At 69.8% G+C, this 19,405-nt stretch carries 19 protein-coding genes and 2 pseudogenes; 15 read left to right on the forward strand and 6 right to left on the reverse strand.

Features of this window, described 5'->3' with window-relative positions:
• Positions 1–382, forward strand: a 382-nt coding sequence (locus SSPN_RS0104220) for a transposase (RefSeq protein WP_148271990.1), incomplete at its 5' end; no start/stop codon positions are given.
• 90 nt (positions 383–472) lie between these two features.
• Here SSPN_RS0104220 and SSPN_RS0104225 read toward each other — a convergent pair.
• The 4 genes and pseudogenes from SSPN_RS0104225 to SSPN_RS0104250 all read right to left on the reverse strand — a co-directional run bounded on the left by SSPN_RS0104225 (position 473) and on the right by SSPN_RS0104250 (position 3,189).
• A complete protein-coding gene (locus SSPN_RS0104225) occupies positions 473–658 on the reverse strand; it encodes a hypothetical protein (protein WP_010692498.1) in 186 nt (61 codons plus the stop codon).
• Between the two features lie 56 nt (positions 659–714).
• Positions 715–1,718: pseudogene (locus SSPN_RS42410) on the reverse strand (catalase); the annotation flags it as partial.
• 71 nt (positions 1,719–1,789) lie between these two features.
• Positions 1,790–2,284 (reverse strand): VTT domain-containing protein, encoded by a 495-nt coding sequence (locus tag SSPN_RS0104245; RefSeq protein WP_010692502.1) that lies wholly within the window; start codon positions 2,282–2,284, stop codon positions 1,790–1,792.
• 194 nt (positions 2,285–2,478) lie between these two features.
• Positions 2,479–3,189, reverse strand: coding sequence for a FadR/GntR family transcriptional regulator (locus tag SSPN_RS0104250; RefSeq protein WP_010692503.1), 711 nt, complete (start codon positions 3,187–3,189; stop codon positions 2,479–2,481).
• Between the two features lie 202 nt (positions 3,190–3,391).
• On the opposite strand from SSPN_RS0104250, the gene SSPN_RS0104255 reads away from it, so the two are divergent.
• From SSPN_RS0104255 to SSPN_RS58205, 7 genes and pseudogenes are all read left to right on the forward strand, one after another.
• Positions 3,392–4,840 carry an acyl-CoA synthetase gene (locus SSPN_RS0104255; protein ID WP_044573359.1) on the forward strand — a complete coding sequence of 483 codons (1,449 nt, stop codon included), beginning with the start codon at positions 3,392–3,394 and terminating at the stop codon, positions 4,838–4,840.
• Positions 4,833–6,162: pseudogene (locus tag SSPN_RS42415) on the forward strand (carboxyl transferase domain-containing protein). The gene SSPN_RS0104255 and the pseudogene SSPN_RS42415 overlap by 8 nt, the downstream one beginning before the upstream one ends.
• Positions 6,163–6,398: 236 nt before the next feature.
• Positions 6,399–7,184 (forward strand): 2,3-dihydro-2,3-dihydroxybenzoate dehydrogenase, encoded by a 786-nt coding sequence (locus SSPN_RS0104265; RefSeq protein ID WP_010692508.1) that lies wholly within the window; start codon positions 6,399–6,401, stop codon positions 7,182–7,184.
• 33 nt (positions 7,185–7,217) lie between these two features.
• Positions 7,218–8,462: an isochorismate synthase DhbC gene (gene dhbC / locus SSPN_RS0104270; protein WP_010692510.1), complete on the forward strand. Its 1,245-nt coding sequence runs from the start codon at positions 7,218–7,220 to the stop codon at positions 8,460–8,462.
• 69 nt (positions 8,463–8,531) lie between these two features.
• Complete coding sequence (locus SSPN_RS0104275; protein ID WP_010692513.1) at positions 8,532–10,163, forward strand: (2,3-dihydroxybenzoyl)adenylate synthase; 1,632 nt, start codon at positions 8,532–8,534, stop codon at positions 10,161–10,163.
• Positions 10,164–10,197: 34 nt separating this feature from the next.
• Positions 10,198–10,863 carry an isochorismatase family protein gene (locus SSPN_RS42420; RefSeq protein ID WP_010692514.1) on the forward strand — a complete coding sequence of 222 codons (666 nt, stop codon included), beginning with the start codon at positions 10,198–10,200 and terminating at the stop codon, positions 10,861–10,863.
• A gap of 22 nt (positions 10,864–10,885) precedes the next feature.
• Positions 10,886–11,131 (forward strand): phosphopantetheine-binding protein, encoded by a 246-nt coding sequence (locus SSPN_RS58205; RefSeq protein ID WP_010692521.1) that lies wholly within the window; start codon positions 10,886–10,888, stop codon positions 11,129–11,131.
• 62 nt (positions 11,132–11,193) lie between these two features.
• On the opposite strand, the gene SSPN_RS0104285 is transcribed toward SSPN_RS58205, so the two are convergent.
• On the reverse strand, positions 11,194–12,780 hold the full coding sequence (locus tag SSPN_RS0104285) for a beta-N-acetylhexosaminidase (protein WP_010692525.1): 1,587 nt from the start codon (positions 12,778–12,780) through the stop codon (positions 11,194–11,196).
• A gap of 145 nt (positions 12,781–12,925) precedes the next feature.
• Between SSPN_RS0104285 and SSPN_RS0104290 the strand changes: the two genes are divergently transcribed.
• Positions 12,926–13,123: a hypothetical protein gene (locus SSPN_RS0104290; protein ID WP_143539649.1), complete on the forward strand. Its 198-nt coding sequence runs from the start codon at positions 12,926–12,928 to the stop codon at positions 13,121–13,123.
• A 10-nt stretch (positions 13,124–13,133) separates the two neighbouring features.
• Here SSPN_RS0104290 and SSPN_RS0104295 read toward each other — a convergent pair whose 3' ends face one another.
• The gene (locus SSPN_RS0104295) at positions 13,134–15,014 is read right to left on the reverse strand and encodes a propionyl-CoA synthetase (RefSeq protein WP_010692527.1); all 1,881 of its coding nucleotides are present in this window, start codon (positions 15,012–15,014) and stop codon (positions 13,134–13,136) included.
• 333 nt (positions 15,015–15,347) lie between these two features.
• Between SSPN_RS0104295 and SSPN_RS0104300 the strand changes: the two genes are divergently transcribed.
• The 6 genes from SSPN_RS0104300 (at position 15,348) to SSPN_RS0104325 (ending at position 19,347) form a co-directional block, all read left to right on the forward strand.
• A complete protein-coding gene (locus SSPN_RS0104300) occupies positions 15,348–15,608 on the forward strand; it encodes a hypothetical protein (RefSeq protein WP_010692528.1) in 261 nt (86 codons plus the stop codon).
• Positions 15,609–15,779: 171 nt separating this feature from the next.
• On the forward strand, positions 15,780–16,493 hold the full coding sequence (gene clsA, locus SSPN_RS0104305) for a cardiolipin synthase ClsA (protein ID WP_010692529.1): 714 nt from the start codon (positions 15,780–15,782) through the stop codon (positions 16,491–16,493).
• A gap of 190 nt (positions 16,494–16,683) precedes the next feature.
• On the forward strand, positions 16,684–17,067 hold the full coding sequence (gene gcvH / locus SSPN_RS0104310; RefSeq protein WP_010692531.1) for a glycine cleavage system protein GcvH: 384 nt from the start codon (positions 16,684–16,686) through the stop codon (positions 17,065–17,067).
• Between the two features lie 133 nt (positions 17,068–17,200).
• The gene (locus tag SSPN_RS0104315; protein ID WP_010692542.1) at positions 17,201–17,695 is read left to right on the forward strand and encodes an FHA domain-containing protein; all 495 of its coding nucleotides are present in this window, start codon (positions 17,201–17,203) and stop codon (positions 17,693–17,695) included.
• Positions 17,696–18,058: 363 nt separating this feature from the next.
• The gene (locus SSPN_RS0104320; RefSeq protein WP_029534961.1) at positions 18,059–18,535 is read left to right on the forward strand and encodes a bifunctional nuclease family protein; all 477 of its coding nucleotides are present in this window, start codon (positions 18,059–18,061) and stop codon (positions 18,533–18,535) included.
• A gap of 239 nt (positions 18,536–18,774) precedes the next feature.
• Entirely contained in the window at positions 18,775–19,347 is a 573-nt protein-coding gene (locus SSPN_RS0104325) for a MerR family transcriptional regulator (protein WP_010692544.1), read from the forward strand.
• Positions 19,348–19,405 lie beyond the last annotated feature (58 nt).

Consider the following 19,405-nt stretch of genomic DNA (forward strand, 5'->3'; position numbering starts at 1 on the left):
ACTGCTGGAGCTGTTCGGCGTCGGCCCCGAAACCGCCGGCCAGCTGCTGACCTCCGCCGGGGACAACCCCGAACGCATGCGCTCCGAAGCAGCGTTCGCGCACCTGACCGCGGCCGCACCGATCCCCGCGTCCTCCGGCCGCACCCACCGCCACCGCCTCAACCGCGGCGGCGACCGCGCCGCCAACAACGCCCTGCACACCATCGTCCTGGTCCGCATGCGCCACGACGAACGCACCCGCGCCTACGTCCAACGCCGCACCAAGGAAGGACTCTCGAAGAAAGAGATCATGCGCTGCCTCAAACGATTCGTCGCCCGCGAGGTCTACCACGCCCTGACCACCACACAAGTCACCCAAAACCCCCTTGCACCCGCCGCTTGACATCTATAGGAGCATCCGTTCACTTCGATAGAGCGGGCGAACAGTCCGTTCGCTTCAGCTCACGCGTCGTGATGATGCCGCGATGCCGGGTCAGGCGGGCACCGCCGAGGCGTCCCGCGCCCACACGCGGTGCTTGCCGAGGGCGGTGGCGAACTCCGCGATGAACCCCTCCGGCAGCGCGCCGCCGGTGTGCGCGGCGATGACCACACCGAGTTCGGTGACCACGCCGGTCGTGCCGCTGGGCTTCCGCGATCCCGGCCCGTTGCAGCAGCTCATGCTCGTCGCTGGCCGCCACCGGTTTGTTGTGCTTGTAGGCCTCGGCCACGAAGTGTGCCCGGCACCACATTGGTGGTGTGGAAGGCGACCTGCTCGGTCTCGGCGAAGAAGTTGTCCGGGTTGCAGTCCAGCACCATCTTGCCCACCGGTCGGACCGGCACCATTTCCTCCGGGATGATCTTGGTGGCGTCCAGCGGTCGAAGGCGAAGTCGAATTCCCGGGATTCATCGTCCAGTTGCACGCCTAGCTCGTACTCCGGTTGCTGCCCGGCCTCGATCGATTCCCACAAGCCGCGGCGGTTGTAGTCGGGATCCTTGCCGACGATCTTCTGGCACTCGTCCCACACCAGCGAATGGCTGCCCAGCAGCGGCTTCCAGTGGAACTTCACGAACGGCCCGCGGCCGTGCGCGTCGACCAGCCGGAAGATGTGCACCCAGAAGCTCTGCATCATCCGGTAGCTGCGGGGCAGCGCGCGGTCGGACATCAGCCACATGACCATGTGCCGGGTTTCCGGCTGCAGCCCCACGAATTACCAGCACGTGTCGTGCGCCGAGGAGGCCTGCGGCATCTCGTTGTCCGGCTCGGGCTTCACCGCGTGCACGAAGTCGGGGAACAGCCATGTTGTAGCCGACGAGATCGTAGTTGCCCTCGTCGGTGTAGAACTTGGTGCCGAATCCGCGCACGTCCCGCACCGTGTCGTCGGAGCCGCGCCAGCCCGCGACGGTGGAGAACCGCACGAAGACCGGGGTGCGGCGGCTCGGGTCGGTCAGGAACCGTGAGTTGGTGACCTCGGCGAGGCTGCTGTCGTACGGCTGGAAGTGGCCGTAGGCGCCCGCGCAGCGCGTGCACCACTCGCTCCTGGATCCGCTCGTGGTCGAACTGGGTGATCTTTTCCCGGGCCTGGAAGTCCTCCAACAGCGTCGGCCGCGCTCACCGGCGCCCAGCGCGTCGTCAATGTGGTCGACGCGCACGCCCTGCTGGGTGGTCAGCGGGTGTCGGTCACGTCTTGGCAGGCCTGGTCCAGCTGTCGTTGTTTGGCGTCGTGCGCATCGGTTTCCACTGCGGCTGGCTTACCTCGATGTCGGCTGAATCGCCCCAATGGGTTCGCGGTCGTCCCTACCGGTATGCCGGTTACGAGCCGAGCGCGGCGGGGAGCCAGTGTAGCAGTTCCGGCGCGCCGGCGACGATCAGGAAGTGCAGCGAGCGGCCGACGAGGCTCGCGACGAGGAAGCCGATCAGCGGAATGCCAGCCGCACCGGAGAGGAAGCACATCAGGCTGTAGGGCGGGATGCCGGGGACGGCGCTGAGGCACAGCACGCCCAGTCCCCACCTTGGGCGTTCCTCGGTCCGTTGGTGGAATTTCTCGAACCAGGCGGCCCACCTGCCGCGCCGCTTGGCCTCGACGCGCTTGCGCAACCGCTCGCCGAGCGCGAAGCCGCCCTTGCCCGTCAGGTAGAACAGCGTCTTCCCGATGACCTGGCCGACCGCCGCGGCCAGTCCGAACGCCCACCAGCTGACGCCGTCCACGGTGGAGACCACGCCGAGCAGGTAGAGCTCGATGTTGACCAGCGGGAACACGCTGCCGAGCGCGGCGGTGCCCGCGGTGGCCAGCAACCACCCGATCACCGGACCACCCGTCCGTCGGCACGCCCGCGTTGCGGACCCGGATGGTGGATCAAGTCGAAAGCTCCGTAGCTGCTGGAACAGGCCCGCCAGAGCCTACCGACCCACCCCTGGCCGCGACCCATCCGGGCGGATTTTCGAGGTCGGAGCGCCACGACCCGGCTATCGGGTCATCGACGCCCTCACTCGTCACCGGATCAGCTGGGTTCGGCGTCGGGATCCCAGGAGAGCAGGCGGACCCGGCTGACCGTTTGCAGGTGGCGGCGCATGGCGGTGACCGCCGCGCGCGGGTTGCCCGCCCGGATCGCCTCGGCGATGCGCTCGTGCTGGGCCAGCGACTTGCCCGGCCGGTTGGGTTGGCGCAGCGACTCCTGGCGGCTCTCGGCGATCTCCGCGGCGATGGTGCGCATGAAGTCGCCCAGCAGCGAGCTGTGCGCGGCGGCGGTGATCGCGGCGTGGAACCGGCGGTCGCCCTCGCTGCCGAGCCCGCCTTCGGCTATCTCGCGGCGCATGTCCGCCAGCGCCGCGTCGATCTCGGCGAGGTCGGCTTCGGTGCGCCGCTGCGCGGCCAGCTCCGCGAGCTTGGTCTCCAGCGCCTCCCGCGCCTCCAGAACCTCCGGCAGGCGGCGCTTGCGCGCGACCAGGTCGGCGACCGGTTCCGCGTCCAGCGACTCACGGCGAAGGTAGGTGCCACCGCCGTGGCGCACCTCGACGAGGCCTTGCACTTCGAGCACCACGATCGCCTGCTTGACCGACGCCCGGCTGACCCCGAGCCGCTCCGCGAGCTCCCGCTCCGGCGGTAGCCGGTCGCCGACGCGCAGGCCCGAATTCGCCACGTGCTCCCGCAGCCGCTGCACCACCTGCTCGTACAGGCGGGGGCGGGCGAGCGGGCGCAGGGCTTCGGACACCGGGTTCCTCCAGGCCGGGAGTCAGTGGTGAGCAGGCTAACACCGACCATCTGGCCGAGTGGATGAGCCAATTTTGCCACACTGCCTTGACGTGCTGTCGGGATCGGCGCAAAAGTGGTCGAGCCAGTGGACCACTGTCGGCTTCCGGCTCGCCGGGCATCGCGGGTCCGCGGGCGGGACATTGAGGAGCGTGGAGGTGGTCATGGCCGGCGTGGGGCAGGTGCTGTTCCCCAAGTTGCGGAAGCCCGACGAGAAGGAGGCGCTGCGGTTCGGTCCGCGCGCGCTGAACTACCGGGAGCTGGCGGAGGTTGCCGCCGCGATCGTTGAGAGGGTCGGGACGGCGAAGCGGATCGCGGTTTGGGCGACCGCCACGCCGGAGACCTGCGCGGCCGTCATCGGCGGGCTGAGCGCGGGCGTCGCGGTGGTGCCGATCAACCCCAAGGTGGGGGAGCGGGAGCTCGCGCACATCTTCGGCGACAGCAAGCCGGAACTCCTGCTGACCCCGCCCGGTTTCCAGCGCCCGGAAGGGCTCGGCGACGTGCCGGTGCACGAGGTGGACCTCAGCGTCCGCGGCGGTGAGCTGCCGCCGGAGGCGGGCGAGGACGAACCCGCGCTGATCGTCTACACCTCTGGCACCACGGGGCCGCCGAAGGGCGTTGTGCTGCCGCGCCGCGCGATCCGCGCCAACCTCGACGCGCTGGCCGAGGCCTGGGAGTGGACCGAACGCGACGTGCTGGTGCACGCCCTGCCGTTGTTCCACGTGCACGGGCTGATCCTCGGCACGCTCGGCCCGGTGCGGCTCGGCGGGACCGTCCACCACCTGGGCAAGTTCTCGTCCGCCGCCGTAGCCGAAGAGCTCGCCGGGTCCGCGACGATGATGTTCGGCGTGCCGACCATGTACCACCGGCTGGCCGAGGACGCGGAGCGCGACCGGCAGATCGGGCGGTCGGTCGGCAAGGCGCGGCTGCTGGTCTCCGGTTCCGCGGCGCTGCCCGCGGTCGAGCACGAGCGCATCGAGCGGCTGACCGGGCAGCGGGTCGTGGAGCGCTACGGCATGAGCGAGACGATCATGAACTGCGGCGTGCGCGCCGACGGCGACCGCCGGCCCGGCTACGTGGGGCGCCCGTTCGCCGGGGTCGAGCTCAAACTCGTCGACGAGCAGGGCGAGGAGATCATCGCCAGCGACGACGAGACCGTCGGCGAGATCCTGGTGCGCGGTTCGAACCTGTTCAGCGGCTATCTCAATCGGCCGGACGCCACCTACGCGGCGTTCACCGACGGCTGGTTCCGCACGGGTGACGTGGCCACCCGCGCGCCGGACGGCTATATCCGGATCGTCGGCCGCAAGGCCACCGACATCATCAAGAGCGGCGGCTACAAGATCGGCGCGGGCGAGATCGAGAACTGCCTGCTGGAGCACCCGGCGGTCGCCGAGGTCGCGGTCACCGGCGAGCCCGACGCCGACCTGGGCGAGCGGATCATCGCCTGGATCGTGCGCGTGCCCGGCCAGCAGGTCGCCGATCAGGAGTTGGTCGACCACGTGGCGCGGCTGCTCACCCCGCACAAGCGGCCGCGCGAGGTGCGGTTCCTGGACGCGTTGCCGCGCAACGAGATGGGCAAGGTGCAGAAGAAAGCGCTGCAGCATGGCTGAACACTCCGCGGCTCGCGCGCTGGTCGAATCGATCAGCCGGGGGTTCGAGGAGTTCGAGCCCCCGGCCGGGCCGTCGGCAGCGGACGGGCCGCTGGGCTGGCCCGGCTACGACGACCAGCGCGCCAGCGCGACCGTGCGGACCGGCGCGTACGAGTCGGTCCTGTGCGGGCGGGGTTGGGTCGGGTCGCGGCAGGCGGTGCTCGTCGCCTTCGCCTTCGACTTCCTCGGCGGCTCGGTCGGGGAGGCGTCCGGGGCGCGCATCGTGGCGGCTTTCGAACAGGCCCGAGAGCTCCGGCTGCCGGTGATCTCGCTGGTGGCTTCGGGCGGCAGCCGCATGCAGGAGGGGATCTGCGCCCTGCGCCAGTTACAGAAGATCGCGCGGGCGTGCCTGCTGACCCGCAAGGACCGGATCCCGCACGTCGCGGTGCTGCGCAACCCGACCACCGGCGGCATGTGGGTGGCGCTGGCGGCAGCGGCCGACGTCGTGCTGGCCACGTCAGGCGCAGCGGTCGCCTTCGGCGGCAGCCGGGTGCGCAGCGCGGCGGAGAACGGCGAGGCGTTCCACGCCGAGGGCAAGCTCGCCGACGGCCAGGTCGACCAGGTCGTAGACGATGCTGAACTGCCCGACGTGCTGGCGGACCTGGTGTCGCTGCTGCACCCGCAGCATCTGGTCTGGCCGGCCGAACCCGCCCCGGTCCCGGCCGCGCTGACCGCGGGCGGCCTGCCCGCGACAGGCTGGGACGCGGTGCAGCGGGCGCGCTCGGCCGACCGGCCGCGCGCCCGGGCCTACCTGGACGCCTACTTCGCCCGGCGCTTCGAGATCAGCGGGGACCGGGCTGGTGGCCACGACGACGAGATGATCTGCGGATTCGGCGACCACGACAGGCACACCATCGCCTTCGCCGCTCAGACGGGAACCGCGAACACCCCGGCCGGGTTCCGCACCGCGGCCCGGCTGATCCGGCTCGCCGACCAGCTCGGCATCCCCGTGCTGACGCTGGTCGACACCCCGGGCGCGGCCAACGACGCGGCGGCCGAACGTGGTGCCATCGGGCCGGCCATCGCGGAGGTCTTCGCCGCGGTCGCCGACGCGCGGGTGCCGGCTGGTCGTCGGCGAGGGCGGCTCGGGCGGTGCCCTGGCGCTGGCCGCCCCGGAGCGGACCTGGATCACCTCGGATGCGTACTTCGCCGTGATAGCACCGGAATCCAGCGCCGCGATCCTCAAGCGCGACCCGGCAGAAGTGCCGGAACTCGCCGGACTCCTGCGCCTGCGCCCGCAGGACCTCCTGGACCTGGGCTTCGTCCAGGGCATCGCGCGCTGACCCGCCCGAGTCGAATGGGCCGCGATTCCCCGCGAAATCGGCGTTCGCCACGCATGCCGGATGGCGATTCCACGCGAAATCGGCCCGGTGGCCACGTACGAGAAGCGCGCCGTGACAAGGCGTTGCCCCTGGTGATCAATGCCACCTCGATGGAGGGACGATCTGGGCACGTGCGTGTTCTAAACTCAGGCCCGCTTGACAAAGGTTAGGCTTGCCTGAGTTAACAGAAGGGCGCGATGAACCGGACGGGGATCGGCGGCACGGTCGCCATCGTGACAGGCGCGGCCCAGGGCATCGGGGCGGCGGTGGCCACCGCGCTCGCGGAACTCGGCGCCACCGTCGCGGCCGTGGACCGAGACGGCGAGCAGGCCGAGACCGTCGCCGCCGAACTGACCGGCAAGGGCCACGCGGTCCACGCCTACCGAGCCGACGTCGCGGATGCCGCCACCGTCAACGAACTCGTGGAACGCGTCGAGAGCGCTCACGGCCCCGTCGACATTCTCGCCAACGTCGCGGGCGTGCTTCAGGTCGGCACTGTGCAGGAGCTCACCGACGAAGACTGGCACCGCACCTTCGCGGTCAACACCACCGGGGTGTTCAACCTGTCCCGCGCGGTGTCCAAGCACATGATCCGCCGCAAGCGCGGCGCAATCGTCACGGTGAGCTCGAACGCCGCCGGCGTGCCCAGGCACGGCATGTCCGCCTACGCCGCTTCCAAGGCCGCGGCGACGCTGTTCACCAAGTCCCTCGGGCTGGAGTTGGCGGAGTACGGCATCCGGTGCAACGTCGTCGCGCCCGGCTCGACCGACACCGAGATGCAGCGCGGCATGTGGGAGGACGAGCGTGGTGCCGAGCGCGTCATCGCCGGGGCCCCGGAGACGTTCAAGGCCGGCATCCCGCTGCGCAAGCTCGCCACCCCCGAAGACATCGCCGACGCAGTCGTGTTCCTGGCCTCGGATCAGGCAGGGCACATCACGATGCACGACCTGTACGTCGACGGCGGCGCGACCCTGCGCGCCTAACAACACGCCTGCCGCGAACCTGGAAAGGTTGCCATGACCACGATGGACACCGAGATCGACAGCATCGACGTCGTTGCGGATGACGAAGCGGCCCGGTTGTTGGCGGCGTACGAGGTCGGTTCGTCGTTCCTCTTCTCCGCTCCGCACGGCGTGCTGTTGACCCGCGGGGTTTCCGCGACCGTTCCCAAGACGCTTTGCGCGCGCGAGGAATTACCCCGGAGGGTCGCGGATTTCCTCCAGCGCGCAACGAAGTTCGGCCGCCGCAACCCGCTGGTGGTGGGGGCCGTGCCGTTCGGCGAGAGCCTGCCCGCGCACCTGGTGCTGCCCGAAGAGGTCGTCCGGGCCGCCCCGCTGAACGTCGTGGTGCCGCAGACCCCGCGCAGCGGCACGCTGGACTGCGCAGTCCGCCCGGTGCCCGCGCCCGCCGAGTACGAGCGCGGCGTCAGCCGGGTGTTGCGGCGGATGGCCGATGGCGAGTTGAGAAAGGTGGTCCTCGCACGGTCCCTGGAGCTGACCGCCGGCGAACCGATCGACGTCCGCAACGTGCTGCGCAACCTCGCGCTGGCCGACCCCGCCAGCTACACCTTCGCGGTGGACCTGCCGCGGCACGGCGAGGACGGCACCCGCGACAGCTTCGGCCCGCAGCCCCCGCTTCAGCGCACATTCCTCGGCGCCAGCCCGGAACTGCTGGTTTCCCGCCGCGGCACGCGGGTGCGGTCCAACCCGATGGCCGGTTCGCGGCCGCGCAGCGCCGACCCGGTAGAAGACCAGCGGCGCGCCGCCGAGCTGTCCACTTCGGACAAGGATCACCGCGAGCACGCCGCCGTCGTCGACGCGGTCGGGCAAGCTCTGCGGCCGTACTGCCGAGACCTGAAGGTGCCCGCGCCGTCGGTGATCAGCACCGCCGCCATGTGGCACTTGGCCACCGAGATCACCGGCGAACTCCTCGACCCCACGACATCCTCACTGGAACTGGCCGACGCGCTGCACCCCACCCCCGCGGTGTGCGGCACGCCGCTGCAACGCGCCCGCGACGTCATCTCCGAGACCGAACCGTTCGAGCGGGGCTACTACGCGGGCATGGTCGGCTGGTGCGACGCCGCCGGTGACGGCGAGTGGGTGGTCGCCATCCGCTGCGCCGACATCGAAGACGAATCGATGCGGCTGTTCGCGGGCGCGGGCATCGTCGCGGGCTCCGACCCGGCCGACGAGCTCGCCGAGACCTCCGCGAAGTTCCGCACCGCCCTATCCGCGATGGGCCTGAAACAGGATGTCTGAAGGCCTCGTCCGGCCGCTTCGCCGCGGTGAAGGCGAATCCGGCTTCCAACCCTGCCTCTGAGGGAGAGCATGACCCCGTCGCTACCCGGCTGCCCCACGTGGCCGGAGAAGTTCGTGCAGCGCTACCGGGCCGCCGGTTACTGGCGCGGCTACACCTTCGGGCAAATGCTGCGCGAACGCGCCGCCGAACACCCCGAGCGCGTCGCCGTCGTCGACGGCGACCGGCACATCTCCTACCGGGACCTGGACGTCCGGGCCGACCGGCTAGCTGCCGGGCTCCGGGGACTGGGCATCGGTGCGGGGGACCGGGTCGTGGTGCAGCTGCCGAACATCGCCGAGTTCTTCGACGTGTGCTTCGCGCTGTTCCGCCTCGGCGCCGTTCCGGTCTTCGCGCTGCCCTCGCACCGGCTGACCGAGATCTCCTACTTCTGCGAGTTCAGCGAGGCCGCCGCCTACATCACCGTCGACGTGGAGGCCGGTTTCGACCACCGGAAGCTGGCGGCCGACGTGGTCGCGAAGGTCCCCGGCCTGCAGGTGCTGGTCGCGGGTGAGCCCGGCGAGTTCCGCGCCCTGTCCGATGTGGACGCCGAACCGGCGGAGCTGCCCGGACCCTGGCCCGGCGACATCGCCTTCCTGCAGCTCTCCGGCGGCAGCACCGGTGTGCCGAAGCTGATCCCCCGCACCCACGACGACTACATCTACTCCTTCCGCGCCAGCAACGAGATCTGCGGCGTCACCGCCGACACGGTCTACCTCGGTGCGCTGCCGATCGCGCACAACTTCCCGATGAGCTCGCCCGGCACCTTCGGCGTGCTGCACGCGGGCGGCCGCGTGGTCCTGGCCCGGAGGCCCAGCCCGGACGAGGTGTTCCCGCTGATCGAGCGCGAACGCGTCACGCTCGTCGCGGCCGTGCCGCCGCTGGCGCTGGTGTGGCTGGACGCCGCTGCGGACACCGAGCACGACTTGTCCAGCCTTGAGGTGCTGCAGGTCGGCGGGGCCAAGTGCAGCGAAGAGGTCGCGCGACGGGTGCGGCCGGTGCTCGGCGCCACCCTGCAGCAGGTGTTCGGCATGGCCGAGGGCCTGGTCAACTACACCCGCCTCGACGACCCGGACGACGTCATCCGCACCACGCAGGGCCGCCCGATCTCGCCGGACGACGAGGTGCTGGTCGTCGACGACGCAGACAACCCGGTGGCACCGGGTGAAACCGGGCACCTGCTCACCCGCGGCCCGTACACCATCCGCGGCTACTACCGGGCGGAGGAGCACAACGCGCGGGCGTTCACCCCGGACGGCTACTACCGCACCGGCGACGTCGTGCGGCTGACTCCGGCAGGCAACGTGGTCGTCGAAGGCCGTGCGAAGGACCAGATCAACCGCGGCGGCGAGAAGATCGCCGCCGAGGAAGTGGAGAACCACCTGCTGGCTCACCCGGCGGTGCATGACGCGGCGGTGGTGTCCATGCCCGACGACTACCTCGGCGAGCGCACCTGCGCGTTCGTCGTGCCGCGCGGAACCCTGCCGAAGGCGCGCGAGCTGATCAAGTTCGTGCGCGAGCGCGGCCTGGCCGCTTACAAGGTGCCAGATCGCGTCGAGTTCGTGGAGCAGTTCCCGCAGACCGGTGTCGGCAAGGTCAGCAAGCGCGACCTGCGCGAGGCGATTTCCCGGGAACTGGTCCCGGAGCTGAAGCGCCGAGGGTGACCCGGTTCAGCAAGAAGAACGTCCAGACGACAGAATGGGGGAGACGGTGGCGCTTCCGGCCATCGCACCGTACCGCTTGCCGAAGCAGGACGAGCTGCCCGAGAACAAGGTTGCCTGGCGGCCCGACCCGGACCGCGCGGTGCTGCTGATCCACGACATGGAGCGGCATTTCGTCAACGCCTACCTGCGCAACAGCGAGCCGCTGAACCAGGTGGTGCCGAACATCCGGATGCTGCGCGAGCGCGCCCGCGCGGCCGGCGTGCCGGTCGTGTACTGCGCGCAGCCCGGCGGCCAGACGCCGGAACAGCGCGGCCTGCAGCTGGAGTGGTGGGGGCCGGGGGTGGCCGATCCGACGCAGGAGGCGATCATCGACGAGCTGACGCCCGGCGCCGGTGACGTGCTGATGGCGAAGTGGCGCTACAGCGCGTTCCAGCGCACCGAGCTCCGCGAGCTGCTGCGGGACTGGAACCGCGACCAGCTGATCATCACCGGGATCTACGCCCACATCGGCTGCCTGATGACCGCGGCCGAGGCGTTCCAGCAGGACGTCCAGGCGTTCCTGGCCGCTGACGCCGTCGCGGACTTCTCGCTGGAGGAGCACCGGATGGCGCTGGACTACGCGGCCAAGCGGTGCGCCGTGGTGGACACCTCGGCGGCGCTTGGGCGGTCGCTGGTGCCGCACGAGTCCGAAGTGGCCTGACGAGTTTGGGGAGAGCGCGGGAATGTCGCAGAAGTTGACGCTGGAAGACGTGCGGGCGCAGGTCGCCGAGCTGCTGTACGAGGACCCGGCGGAGCTGACCGACGAGGAGAACCTCATCGACTGGGGCCTGGATTCGGTGCGGATCATGTCGCTGGTGGAGAACTGGCGCCGCCTGGGCATCCAGATCACCTTCGCCGATCTCGCCGAGCGCCCCACCCTGGCGGAGTGGTGGGCGGTCCTCGAACCCAAGGCCGTCACGGGGGAGTGACGAGTGGAGGGCACCGTTGACCGGCGTGGTCGGTCGAAGGTGCCCTCCACCTGCTCAACAACTCAGTCTTGCCAGGGGATTTGGGGGGATCGGTAGTAGTCGATGCCTGACGCCGCCAGGCGCGGGCCGTGGGTGGCCAGGCGTTGGCTGAAGGACTCCCAGTTCTGGGCGGACTTGGGGGACCAGCCGAGTTCGGCGATGGCCGGTAGCCGGGGGAAGGCCATGAACTCGATGTGGTCCGAGTTCTCCAGGGTTTCCGACCACAGCGGTGCCTCCACACCGAGGATCGACTCCTCCGGCACACCCTTAAGGTAGCTGCCCGGATCCCAGCTGTAGGCGTCGGCGACCTCGATGTAGCCGGCCCAGTGCAGGCCCAGCTCGGTGTTCTCGTCGTACTTGTGGTCCAAATAGGACTTGTTCGCCGGGGAGGCCAGGATCTTGTTGCCCCGGGCGACCGCATCGGTGAGCAACGGGTCGGCGTCGGCGGTGCCCCAGTACTGCAGCACCGAGTCGCCCTCCGGCGCCGCCTTGCCGTACTCGTGCCAGCCCAGCGCGGTCTTGCCGTACTTGGCGGGCAGCGGGATCACCCGCTCGAAGAACTGCTTGTAGTCCTCGTCGGTGGTCGAGTGCGCCTCGTCGCCGCCGATGTGCAGGTACGGCCCGGGGGTGATCGCCGCGATCTCCCGGACGACGTCTTCGACGAACCGGTAGGTGATCTCCTCGTCCACGCAGAACGAGCTGAAGCCGACCTCGATGCCGGTGTACAGCGGCGGCGCGACGCCGTCGCAGTTGAGCTCGGCGTAGGAGGCGAGCGCGGCGTTGGTGTGGCCGGGCATGTCGATCTCCGGCACGACGGTGATGTGCCGGGACGCGGCGTACTCGACGATCTCCGCGTAGTCCTCCTGCGTGTAGTACCCGCCCGGTCCGCCGCCGACCTCGGTGCTGCCACCGTGCTCGGTCAGCCGCGGCCAGCTGTTGATCTGGATCCGCCAGCCCTGGTCGTCGGTGAGGTGCAGGTGCAACCAGTTGATCTTGTAGCGGGCGATCTGGTCGACGTAGAGCTTGACCTGGTCCACGGTGAAGAAGTGCCGCGCGACGTCGAGCATCGTGGCCCGGTGCTCGAACCTGGGCTTGTCGACTATCTCGCCGCCGGGCACGGTCCACGGTCCGGGCTGCTCGGCCGGGCTCTCGATCGCGGCGGGCAGCAGCTGGCGCAGCGTCTGCACGCCGTTGAACAGGCCCTCGACGCTGGTCGCGTGTACGCCGATGGTGTCGTCGGCCGCCTGCAGTCGATACCCGGCCGGGCCGAGCTCAGGCGATCCGTCCAGCGCCAGCGAGATGTCGCCGGAGCCGAGCGCGCCTTGGTCGACCGGCACCGGGAATCCGGTGGCCGGACGCAGGATTCCGGCCAGGTACTCGCCGACCTCGGCGGCTTCGCCGGCGGCTTTGATCGAGGTCTGCCCGGTCAGTTCGAAGGTGGTTCCGGGGGCTGGCCGCACCGACTCGGGGGCGGGGATGATGTTTTCCATCGCGGTGTTCTCCACTGCTGGTGCACCGCCGGCGGGCGCTACGAGCCCACCGGTGAGCAGCGCACCCGCCACGACGGCGAGCGCTGCCTTGCGAGCCGTCGGTAGGGGCGGTCTGGTCATGTGTCTCGCTCCATGATCGGGGAACGACCCCATGAAGGTATAGACCAAATTTGGAACCGGCAGCCTCCAACTGGGCGTATCGGGCATGCCGAGCGGTCGCCAGCCCCAACAAGCCCGGGTGAGCACCGCCCCGATGGATGCCGCGGTGACGCAACCGAGCGCGACGACCTGGGACGGAGTCAGCAGCAGACCCGCTGCGGCGCCGGTCGCGGGCTCCAGACCTTGCAGCACGCCGACGGCCCTCGGCCTGACCTGCGTGCGCCGGGGCAGCCGCGCGAAACCCGCGATCACCGCCGTTCTCCAAGCGCTGGAGGAGGTCGGGCGGGACCGGCGGGGCGGTTGAGGCCTCGCGCCTACCCCTCGCCGCGCAGCGCGGGCCGCAGCTTGTCCAGCACCCCCGGGTCCTCGATGGTGGAAGGCACCTTGGTGTCGCCGGTGTCGGCGATCTCGCGCATCGACTTGCGCAGGATCTTCCCGGAGCGGGTCTTGGGCAGCCCGTCCACCACCGCCACGTCCCGGAACGCCGCCACCGGCCCGATCTGCGCCCGAACCGCTGCGACCAGCTCGTCGCGCAGCGTCTCCTCGGCGATGTCCACACCTGACTTCAGCACCACGAACCCGCGCGGCACCTGGCCCTTCAGCGAGTCGTGCACCCCGATCACCGCGCACTCGGCGACCGCCGGATGCGCCGCGAGCACCGCCTCCATCGAGCCAGTCGACAACCGGTGCCCGGCGACGTTGATCACGTCGTCGGTGCGGCCCATCACGAACACGTAGCCATCGGCGTCGATGTAGCCGTTGTCGCCGGTGAGGTAGTAGTCGGGGTAGCGCGACAGGTAGGACTCGCGGAACCGCTCGTCGGCGCCCCACAGCGTCGGCAGCGTGCCTGGCGGCAGCGGCAGCTTGATGCAGAGCGCACCGTCGGTCTCCGGCGGCAGCGGCTGCCCGGCCTGGTCCAGCACCACGACGTCGTAGCCGGGCACGGGCACGGTCGGTGATCCCGCCTTGACCGGCATCGGCTCCAGTCCGCGCAGGTTCGCACAGATCGGCCAGCCCGTCTCGGTCTGCCACCAGTGGTCGACGACCGGCACGCCGAGCTGCTTCGACGCCCAGTGGTAGGTCTCCGGGTCCAGCCGCTCGCCAGCCAGGAACAGCGTTTTCAGGCTCGTGGTGTCGTGGGCGGCCAGCAGCTCCGCGTTCGGGTCCATCCGCTTGATCGCCCGGAACGCGGTCGGCGCGGTGAACAGCGCCTTGACGCGGTGGTCGGCGATGACCCGCCAGAACGCCCCCGCATCCGGCGTGCCCACCGGCTTGCCCTCGTAGACCACGGTCGTCGCCCCGGTCAGCAGCGGCGCGTAGACGATGTAGGAGTGGCCGACCACCCAGCCGACATCCGAGGCGGTCCAGAACACGTCACCCGGCCCGATGTCGTAGATGTTGGCCATCGACCAGCGCAGGGCGACCGCGTGCCCGCCGTTGTCGCGCACCACGCCCTTCGGACGCCCAGTGGTGCCCGAGGTGTAGAGCACGTACAGCGGATCGGTGGCCTTCACCGGCACGCAATCGGCCGGTTCGGCCCGCGCCAGCGCGTCCTGCCAGTCCACGTCGCGCTCGCCGAGCTCGGCGCGGGCCTGCTCCCGCTGGAACACGATCACCCGCTTCGGCTGGTGCTCTGTCATCCGCAGCGCTTCGTCGACGATCGGCTTGTACTCGACGATCCGGTTCGGCTCCAGGCCGCACGACGCCGCGACGATCACCGTCGGGCGGGCGTCGTCGATGCGCGCCGCCAACTCCTTCGGCGCGAAGCCGCCGAAGACCACCGAATGCACCGCCCCGATGCGCGCGCAGGCCAGCATCGCCACGACGGCCTCGGAGATCATCGGCATGTAGATCACGACGCGATCGCCCTGCTCGGTGCCCTGCGCCCGCAACGCACCGGCGAACAGCGCCACCCGGTCCAGCAGCTCCCGGTAGGTCCAGCGGCCCACCTCGCCGGTCATCGCCGAATCCCAGATCAGCGCCGTCTGCTCGCCGCGGCCGTCGCGGACGTGCCGGTCCAGCGCGTTGAAGCACGTGTTGAGGACGCCGTCTGGGAACCACTGGAAGAACGGGTTCCCGGCGGCGTCCAAGGCCCGCGAGGGTACTTGCTCCCACTCGACTGCGGCCGCCGCGTCGAGCCAGAAGCCCTCCGGGTCGGCCAGACTCCGCCGGTAGGCCTCGGCATACGCACCCATGACCACATTCCTTCCCGCTTCCTGCGCCGCGATGTTGCCTGTGGTCCTACCGCACAACGTGGAGTAGCGCCAGGGTCACCCGTAGCGATGTGCGAAACGCTTTTGTCACAACCGAAACACTGTCGATCAGACGAGCGGTGACCGGACTTCGGCCGCGCTGAGCGCCGCTCGGATACCCGGATGCCCTTCGGCGACACAACGTGTCCGTTTGGCGCTGGGTGGACGGATCGGCGCGACAGAGCGTGCTCGGCCGAACACAATCAATCCGAAGTCGATGATCGGGCTAACACCACGGCGCATCTCGCCGACAACCGAATCGGAGGTGCTACCACGATGAGCACGGAACCGGCCCTGTCTTCACAGGCATTCGCCGCCCAGCCCGCCGAGGCCGCTGCCGCCGGGGTTGAACCCGCGCGCAGCTCGTCAGCCGAACTGCCCACCGCGCCGTGCAGCGTGGTGTGGAGCGGCGGCCATTCCTACGTTCGCGAAGGGTCCACCGGGGCTCGCTGGGCGGGTGTCGACGACCGAGGTCGGGCCCGGTTCCTCACCGATGCGGACCTCCGACGCCGCGGCTGGAGCCATCGGCAGGCCTAGCCCGCGCCGGTGGCCGACGGCTCCCGCCACGCGGAGCAGCCCGATCGACCGGCTTCGCGGGAGCCCGGCCGCCAAGTGTGTTGTGCGAGGAATGTGAGACCCTGATCTGGTCGGTATGCACAAGTTGCGTCCGAAGCGGGGTCGGGACGCATAACCATTCAGGGGAGGCTCGTGGTGCAGGATGCTGAGCGCACCACGGAGAACACCACGAGCGGAGACGGCGGGATGAACGCCGGCCCGGCTGGCCAGGAACCCGCAGCCGGACGCCCCGATCCCGGCATAGCCCGGATCCGCGAGGCGGCCGCCGGGGTGTGGGCCGACCCGTGGTGGACGCTGCCGAACCTGCTCAGCGCGATCCGGCTGGCCGGCGTGCCGGTGTTCCTCTGGCTACTGCTCGGCCCCAAGGCCGACCTGCTCGCGCTCTTGGTGCTGGTGATCAGCGGCATTACCGACTGGCTCGACGGCAAGCTCGCCCGCTGGCTCAACCAGTACAGCCGCATCGGCGAACTGCTCGACCCGGCTGCCGACCGCCTCTACATAGTCGCCACCCTGGTCGCCTTCGTGCTGCGCGACGTGGTGCCCTGGTGGGTCGCCGCCGCGCTCGTCATCCGCGACGTGGTGCTCACGCTGTGCCTACCGGTGTTGCGGTGGCACGGTTACGAGCCGCCGGACGTGCACTACCTCGGCAAGGCCGCGACCTTCTGCCTGATGTACGCGTTCCCGCTGTTGCTGCTGGTGCAGGAGGACTTCCCGCTGTCCGATGTGGTGCGCCCGATCGCCTACGCCTTCACCTGCTGGGGCGGCGCCCTTTACCTGTGGGCCGGCATCCTCTACCTCGGGCAGGTGGTGGCGGCAGTCCACCAGGCCCGCGCCAAACCGGTCTGAGTACCGTTCGGTCGTCCCGCGCGAAGGGCACCTCCAGCTGAGCAAATTGGCAGGAGGTGCCCTTGGTGCGTCATGGACTCAAGGGTCGCCTTGCGGCCTGTGCCGCGTGGTGAATACGCTCGCCGAGCCGATCACGTGAACCTCGTGGCCGGTGATCCACAGCACCAGCGGACGAGGAAGGCGGGACCACGTGGCGGCCCCGGACGAGATCAAGTACACCGAAGAGCACGAGTGGGTTCAGCGCACCGCCGACGACACGGTGCGCATCGGGATCACCGAATACGCCCAGCAGCAGCTGGGCGACGTGGTGTTCGTGCAGCTGCCGGAACTCGGCCAGCAGGTCACCCCCGGCGAGTCGATGGGCGAGGTCGAGTCGACCAAGAGCGTCTCCGAGATCTACGCCCCGGTGACCGGCGAGGTGGTGGCCCGCAACGACCAGCTGGAGGACGAACCGGAGCTGGTCAATTCGGCGCCGCTGGGGGGCGGCTGGATGGTCGAGCTCAAGCTCGCCGACCCGGCCCAGCTGGACGCCCTGCTCGACGCTCAGGCCTACCAGAAGCTGATCGAATCCTGATCCGACCAGGCAAGATCGTCGGACTGTCGGGGTCCTGGAGGAAGATGTCGGGAGTCCCGCGTTCCGTGCCTGTACCTGCACGGTACGTTGTGCACATACTTGGCACGATCTATCCGCGTAGAGGAGAGCTCAGGTGAGCCAATTCCCCGGCCACGGCGATGTTCCGCCGGAGCAGTCACCGGAGACCACCTCGGTCTTCAGGCCCTTCCTCTCGGAGCCGGAAAGCACCGAGAGTGCGTCCCCGGAGCCCGCCGCCGCATCCGGGGTGGATGCGCTGCCCGCAGGGTCCGCCCTGCTGGTGCAGGCCCTTCCTCTCGGAGCCGGAAAGCCCCGAGAGTGCCCCAACGCGGGGTCGCGATTCCTGCTGGACCGGGAGACCACCAGCGCTGGACGGCACCCAGACAGCGACATCTTCCTCGACGACGTCACGGTTTCCCGTCGGCACGCCGAGTTCCGGCGCGAGGGCAACGACTTCGTGGTCGTAGACGTCGGCAGCCTGAACGGCACTTACGTCAACCGGGAACCGGTGGACACCTCGGTGCTCGCCAACGGTGACGAGGTGCAGATCGGGAAGTTCCGGCTGGTGTTCCTTACTGGTCCGATCGATGGGGGCCCAGGCGCCCGCTGAGGACGCCCTGGGAACGACTTGTCGGTCGCCCCGCTGGCGCGTCAAGGTACTGCGCAGCCGAGATCAATTGCATCCTCGCGCGGGGAATTTCCCGACGTCGCAACCGGTTTCCATGTTGTAGCGGTCCTCTTTCCACCGGTCCAATTGGGCGGTGGGCGGTGTATCGTGCTGGTAATGCTCGATAAGGAGCTCAGCCAGCGGTTCGGGCCAGATGCACCGGCAGGAAGGTCGCGAATTCGGTGGTCGACCAGACCGCTAAAGGGATGGGCGTGTCCGCCGCAACGCGGGTAGCGTCGGAGGCGTCGGTGCGCGATCCTCGACGGGGATGTCACGCTTCGGCGCGCTGGAGGAGGCGATGTGACGATGAGCAGCGAGATGCGCGTCGTCGGCGTGCGAGTTGAACTACCAGCAAACCAGCCGATTCTGCTGTTGCGCGAGGCGCACGGCGAGCGTTACCTGCCGATTTGGATCGGCTCGGTCGAGGCGACCGCCATCGCACTTGAGCAGCAGGGTGTGCGGCCGCAGAGACCCCTGACCCACGACCTGCTGAAGGACGTCATCGGGGCCTTGGGACGAGACCTTGAACAGGTCCGGATCACCGATCTCCAGGACGGCACCTTCTTCGCCGAGCTGGTGTTCGACGGGGATGTGCGGGTCTCGGCGCGGCCGAGCGATTCGGTGGCGCTGGCGCTGCGCATCGGGGTGCCGATCCACGCCGACGAATCGGTGCTGGACGAGGCCGGGCTGATCATCCCGGACGAGCAGGAGGATGAGGTCGAGAAGTTCCGCGAGTTCCTCGACTCCGTGTCGCCGGAAGATTTCCGCGGCGCGGACACCTGAGCCTGCCGATCGACCCGACGAGACATCCCGGCCCCCGCCCGCGTGCTGCAGGCGGGGGCCGGGTCGTCCGGGTGCCCGCGCGTCGCGTTGACCTCCCCGCGGGGCAGGCATACCGTCGAACTTACGCGAATTGCCCCGGTGTGATTCGGCCGCTGGGCGGTGTTCGCGGCCCCGGACCGCGAGGTCCGGGAGCTGGTGATCGTCGTTGTCGGCTTCGTGCCGGACGAGGGGAGGCAGGCGTGGTCGAGGAAGCGTCCAACCGGGCTGCTGCCGCGGAGCAGGGCGAGCTGTTCCCCGACGCCGCACTGCCGGACGAGCTGGTCGGCTACCGGGGTCCGGCCGCCTGCCAGATCGCCGGCATCACCTACCGCCAGTTGGACTACTGGGCGCGCACCAAGCTGGTCGGCCCGTCCATCCGCAGCGCCGCCGGCTCCGGCTCGCAGCGCCTCTACTCGTTCAAGGACATCCTGGTGCTCAAGGTGGTCAAGCGACTGCTGGACACCGGGGTGTCGCTGCACAACATCCGGGTCGCGGTGGATCACCTGCGCAACCGAGGAGTGCAGGACCTGGCCCGGCTCACGCTGTTCAGCGACGGGACGACGGTCTACGAGTGCACCTCTGCCGAGGAGGTGGTCGACCTGCTGCAGGGTGGCCAAGGCGTGTTCGGCATCGCCGTCAGCGGCGCGATGCGCGAGATCAGCGGCACCATTCACGACTTCCCGGCCGAGCGGGCCGACGGCGGCGAGCTGGTGCCGCCGGTCGACGACGAGTTGTCCCGCCGCCGGCGCGACCGGCAGGCTGAGACGGGCTGATCGCGGCCGACCCCGGACGGGTGGTGTGCGGCCGGTGACCTCGCGGGTCGGCTCGATC

The sequence above is a fragment of the Saccharopolyspora spinosa NRRL 18395 genome, assembly GCF_000194155.1.
In the GTDB taxonomy this organism is placed as follows: Bacteria; Actinomycetota; Actinomycetes; order Mycobacteriales; family Pseudonocardiaceae; genus Saccharopolyspora; species Saccharopolyspora spinosa.